Consider the following 4,993-nt stretch of genomic DNA (forward strand, 5'->3'; position numbering starts at 1 on the left):
CGACAGGGCGGGGCGGCATCGCCACGGGCATGCGCGGCGAGGCCCCGGCGGACACCGCCGTGCGTCCTGCCGCATCTTCCGCCGAGCGGGTCGGGATCGTGGTCTGCGGCCGGCGCACGGCCTATTCGGATTCCCTGCTGGAATTTGCCCGCGGGCGGCATATGGCCTCGCGCGTCGATTTTATCTACGAACTCAGCCCCGACGACCTGCCGGCGCTGTTCCGCCTCGCCCATGCCTTCGTCTACCTGCCCGATGCCGGGATCGAGGCGTCGATCGTGCCCGTGGTGGAGGCGATGCGTGCCGGGGTGCCCATGGTGCTGAGCGACACGCAGCTCAACCGCGAGGCCGCCGGCGACGCCGCGGCCTATGTCCGCCCTGAGGCGGCGGGGGAGGTGGCCGCTGCGCTGGAAAACGTGCTGTCGGACGCGAATTTCCGCCGCGAGATGAAAGCCCGTGAACGCCGCCGCGCCGAACTTTTCTCGGAATACGCCGTCGCCCGCCGGCTGATCGACATTTACAGTTCGCTGTGAAGCGCTTGGCCTTCCCGAAAGGAGCATAAATCCGGAAAAAAATACCAGAAATCTCTTGGGTATTTCCAATTTAATACCCTATCTTTGTGTTCGCAAAATAACAAGCTGGTATTTGACGCGAAATATTCACTAACTTAAATTTTATATTTGCTATGAAAGTTTCTCATATCGAGCATCTTGGCGTCGCAGTGAAGAGCCTCGATGAAGCAATTCCCTACTGGGAAAACGTATTGGGCCTGAAATGCTATGCCATCGAAGAGGTCGCTGACCAGAAGGTGCGCACGGCGTTTTTCATGTTGGGGCAGACCAAGATCGAACTGCTGGAACCCACTTCGGAGGAGTCGACCATCGCCAAATACATCGAAAACCGCGGCGTCGGTATCCACCACATGGCGCTTGCCTGCGAGAATATCGAGGAGCAGCTCGCCGATGCCGAAGCCAAGGGCATCCGCCTGATCGACAAGACCCCGCGCAAGGGCGCCGAGGGGATGACCATCGCTTTCCTGCACCCCAAATCGACCCAGGGCATCCTGACCGAGCTTTGCGAGAATAAGAACAAATAGTGTAACAAGGAATATTGCGGAATCTCCGAATTCCGCCAAAGGCGGAACAGAAGTCCCTCCCGAGGGAGTGACTTAGGGTGGGGTCAGACCTGTAAACGCGGCCGCAGGCCGCGGGCGATACCTGCCGGGAAATTCCGGGGTTCGGAAAAATTACAAACCTACATACTTATGAGTGAAATTCAGAACAAGATCAACCAGCTGATCGAGAACCGCGAAACCGCGCGTCTCGGAGGCGGTCAGAAGCGTATCGACGCCCAGCATGCCAAGGGTAAGTACACGGCCCGCGAGCGCATCCAGATGCTGCTCGACGAAGGCTCCTTCGAGGAGTTCGACATGTTCGTGACGCACCGCTGCTATGACTTCGGGATGGACAAGAGCCATGCCTTCGGCGACGGCGTAGTGACCGGTTACGGTACGATCAACGGACGCCTGGTCTATGTTTTCGCACAGGACTTCACCGTGACGGCGGGTTCGCTGTCGCTGTCGATGTCCGACAAGATCTGCAAGGTCATGGACATGGCCCTGCGCAACGGCGCCCCCTGCATCGGCATGAACGACTCGGGCGGTGCGCGTATCCAGGAAGGCGTGAACGCGCTGGCCGGCTATGCCAACATCTTCCAGCGCAACGTGATGTCGTCGGGCGTCATCCCGCAGATTTCGGCCATCTTCGGCCCCTGCGCCGGCGGTGCCGTTTATTCGCCCGCGCTGACCGACTTCATCATCATGAAGAAGGAGACCTCGAACATGTTCCTCACCGGCCCGAAGGTCGTGAAGACCGTGACGGGCGAAGACGTGACGCAGGAGCAGCTGGGCGGTGCCACGATGCACACCACCAAGTCGGGCGTGGCGCAGTTTGCCGTCGATACCGAGGAGGAGGGCATCGAGCTGATCCGCAAGCTCATCTCCTACATGCCGCAGAACAACATGGAGGACGCCCCGCTGGCCGTCTGCAACGACTCGATCACGCGCCTGGAGGATTCGCTCAACGAGATCATCCCCGACAACGCCAACAAACCCTACGACATGGCCGAGGTCATCCGTGCGATCGTGGACAACGGTGAGTACCTGGAGTCGGCTCCCGGATACGCCAAGAACATCATCACCTGCTTCGCGCGTTTCAACGGCCAGTCGGTCGGCATCGTCGCCAACCAGCCCAAGTTCATGGCCGGCGTGCTCGACATCAACGCCAGCCGCAAGGCCGCGCGTTTCATCCGCTTCTGCGATGCGTTCAACATTCCGATCGTGACCCTGGTGGACGTTCCGGGCTTTCTGCCGGGTACGACCCAGGAATACGGCGGCGTGATTACGCACGGCGCCAAGCTGTTGTTCGCCTATTGCGAGGCTACGGTTCCCAAGGTCACCGTCACGCTGCGCAAGGCGTACGGAGGCGCCTATATCGTGATGTCGTCGAAGCACATCCGCGGTGACATCAACTACGCATGGCCGACGGCCGAGATCGCCGTGATGGGCGCCAGCGGTGCCGTCGAGGTGCTCTACGGCAAGGAGGTAGCAGCGATCGAGTCGCCCGAAGAGAAAGCCAAGTTCGTGGCCGAGAAGGAGAAGGAGTACAACGACAAGTTCTCGAACCCCTACAACGCCGCCCGCTACGGCTATATCGACGACGTGATCGAACCGCGCAACACGCGCTTCCGCATCATCCGTGCGCTGCAGTCGCTGGCAACCAAGCGCCTGCAGAACCCCGCGAAGAAGCATTCGAATATTCCGTTGTAATAGAATCGCATGAGTATGAGAATATTATCGGTAATAGACTGGAGCTGGTCGGAGATGCTGTGGGTGGCACTCATCAGTATCTGCCTCGTGTTCCTCGTGCTGGTTCTGCTGGTGTGGGTGATGAAGCTCTTCGGCTATGTCTTCACGCGCCGCCAGGCCGCTGCGACTGCCGCTGCCAATAAGTCCGCGGTAGTTCCGGGGCAGATCCACGACGAGGAGATCGCGGCCATCGCCACGGCCCTGAAACTCTACCGGAGCGCCCTGCACGACAGGGAGTCCGAGGTGCTGACCATCATGAGCATCAAGCGTGCCTATTCGCCCTGGAATTCGAAAATTCACGGTTTAACCCCGCTTCCCGAAAGGAAATAGAACTTAAATAACAATGAAAGATTACTCACTGAAAATCAACGGACAGAATTATACCGTGCAGATCGACGAGGTGAACGACGCCTCGACGGTGGCGCACGTCGTCGTCAACGGTACGGCCTACGAGGTCGAGATCGAAGGCGCCAAGACCTCTGCCGCATCGCGGCCCCAGGTGGTGCCCGCTCCCAAGGAAGCCAACAGTGCCATGATTACCCCTGCGACGGCTTCGCCTTCGCCCCGCATCGCCCCTTCGGCCCCCTCGTCGGGTTACGCCGTGAAATGCCCGCTGCCCGGCACCGTGCTCTCGGTCAAGGTGCAGGTCGGCGACAAGGTGGCCTCGGGCCAGACGCTCGTCGTGCTCGAAGCCATGAAGATGGAGAACAATATCGACGCCGACCGTGCCGGTGTAGTCAAGGAGGTCTGCATCCAGCAGGGCGCTACGGTTATGGAAGGCGATAACCTGATCGTTATCGAATAGCCCTATGCTGACAATGCTAACCTCGAACGCTGACTTCGTATGGGACAGCCTGCGTAACTTCGCCGGTTCGACCGGTATCGCGGGTTTCTTCTCCGAGATGGGCTGGGGGAGCGTCGCCATGATCTGTGTGGCATTCTTCCTGCTCTACCTGGCTATCAGGCACAAGTTCGAACCGCTGTTGCTGTTCACCATCGCCTTCGGCATGCTGCTCACCAACCTGCCCGGTGCGAACCTCTACCATACCGAGCTTTTCGCCGACGGACATGTCCACTGGGATATTTTCGTGGCGAATGCCGGACTGCTCGACTACCTCTACCTGGGTGTGAAACTGGGTATTTACCCCTGCCTGATCTTCGTCGGCGTGGGGGCGATGACCGATTTCGGCCCGCTGATCGCCAACCCGAAGAGCTTCCTGCTCGGCGCCGCCGCGCAGATCGGTATCTTCGTGACGTTCCTCGGCGCCTACGCCCTGGGCTTCACGCCCGCGCAGGCCGGTTCCATCGGTATCATCGGCGGTGCGGACGGCCCGACGGCCATCTACCTCACCTCGATGCTGGCCCCCGAACTGCTGGGCCCGATCGCTGTGGCGGCCTACTCCTACATGGCGCTCGTGCCGGTGATCCAGCCACCCATCTTGCGCGCGCTGACCAGCAAGAAGGAGCGTGGCATCAAGATGCGTACGCTGCGCCCGGTTTCGAAGTTGGAGCGTATCCTCTTCCCGCTGATCATCGCCGTGATTATCTCGCTGCTGCTGCCGAGTGCGGCGCCGCTGATCGGCTGCCTCATGCTGGGTAACCTGATGAAGGAGTGCGGCGTGGTAGACCGTCTGAGCAAGACGGTGCAGAACGAACTGATGAACATCGTGGTGATTTTCCTCGGCCTCACGGTCGGCGCTACGGCTACGGCCGAGGCGTTCCTGAACTTCCGTACGCTGGGGATCCTCGTGCTGGGTGTCATCGCGTTTGCTATGGGAACCGCCGGAGGCGTGCTGCTGGCCAAACTGATGAACGTCTTCAGCAAGGACGGGAACAAGATCAACCCGCTGATCGGTTCGGCAGGCGTTTCGGCAGTCCCGATGGCTGCCCGCGTATCGCAGACCGAAGGCCAGAAGGAGAACCCTTCGAACTACCTGCTGATGCACGCCATGGGGCCCAACGTGGCCGGCGTGGTCGGTTCTGCCGTCGCTGCGGGTATCCTGCTGTCGTTCCTCGGATAATACTACGCCGGGCGGCTTAAGTGCCGTCCGCGACAGGGGCGGGCTCCGGTTTTCGGAGCCCGCCTTTTTTGTGAGTGGTCGTGCCGGGTTTTTGCAGGCAGTCGGCGCC

At 60.4% G+C, this 4,993-nt stretch carries 6 protein-coding genes; all 6 read left to right on the top strand.

Translation table 11 applies throughout. The annotated features are described in order from the left end of the window. A partial coding sequence (locus tag QVP03_RS03400; RefSeq protein WP_281548617.1) for a glycosyltransferase occupies nucleotides 1-530 on the top strand: 530 nt, incomplete at its 5' end. A 152-nt stretch (nucleotides 531-682) separates the two neighbouring features. Further along, nucleotides 683-1,093, top strand: coding sequence for a methylmalonyl-CoA epimerase (gene mce / locus QVP03_RS03405; protein WP_022332204.1), 411 nt, complete (start codon nucleotides 683-685; stop codon nucleotides 1,091-1,093). Nucleotides 1,094-1,261: 168 nt separating this feature from the next. Beyond that, complete coding sequence (locus tag QVP03_RS03410) at nucleotides 1,262-2,824, top strand: acyl-CoA carboxylase subunit beta (RefSeq protein WP_022332205.1); 1,563 nt, start codon at nucleotides 1,262-1,264, stop codon at nucleotides 2,822-2,824. Nucleotides 2,825-2,839: 15 nt separating this feature from the next. Continuing rightward, the gene (locus QVP03_RS03415) at nucleotides 2,840-3,193 is read left to right on the top strand and encodes an OadG family transporter subunit (RefSeq protein WP_022332206.1); all 354 of its coding nucleotides are present in this window, start codon (nucleotides 2,840-2,842) and stop codon (nucleotides 3,191-3,193) included. A 13-nt stretch (nucleotides 3,194-3,206) separates the two neighbouring features. Continuing rightward, entirely contained in the window at nucleotides 3,207-3,668 is a 462-nt protein-coding gene (locus tag QVP03_RS03420; protein ID WP_022332207.1) for a biotin/lipoyl-containing protein, read from the top strand. Between the two features lie 4 nt (nucleotides 3,669-3,672). Then, nucleotides 3,673-4,884 (top strand): sodium ion-translocating decarboxylase subunit beta, encoded by a 1,212-nt coding sequence (locus QVP03_RS03425; RefSeq protein WP_022332208.1) that lies wholly within the window; start codon nucleotides 3,673-3,675, stop codon nucleotides 4,882-4,884. Nucleotides 4,885-4,993 lie beyond the last annotated feature (109 nt).

The organism is Alistipes sp. CAG:29 (assembly GCF_000435435.1).
Taxonomy (GTDB): Bacteria; Bacteroidota; Bacteroidia; order Bacteroidales; family Rikenellaceae; genus Alistipes; species Alistipes onderdonkii.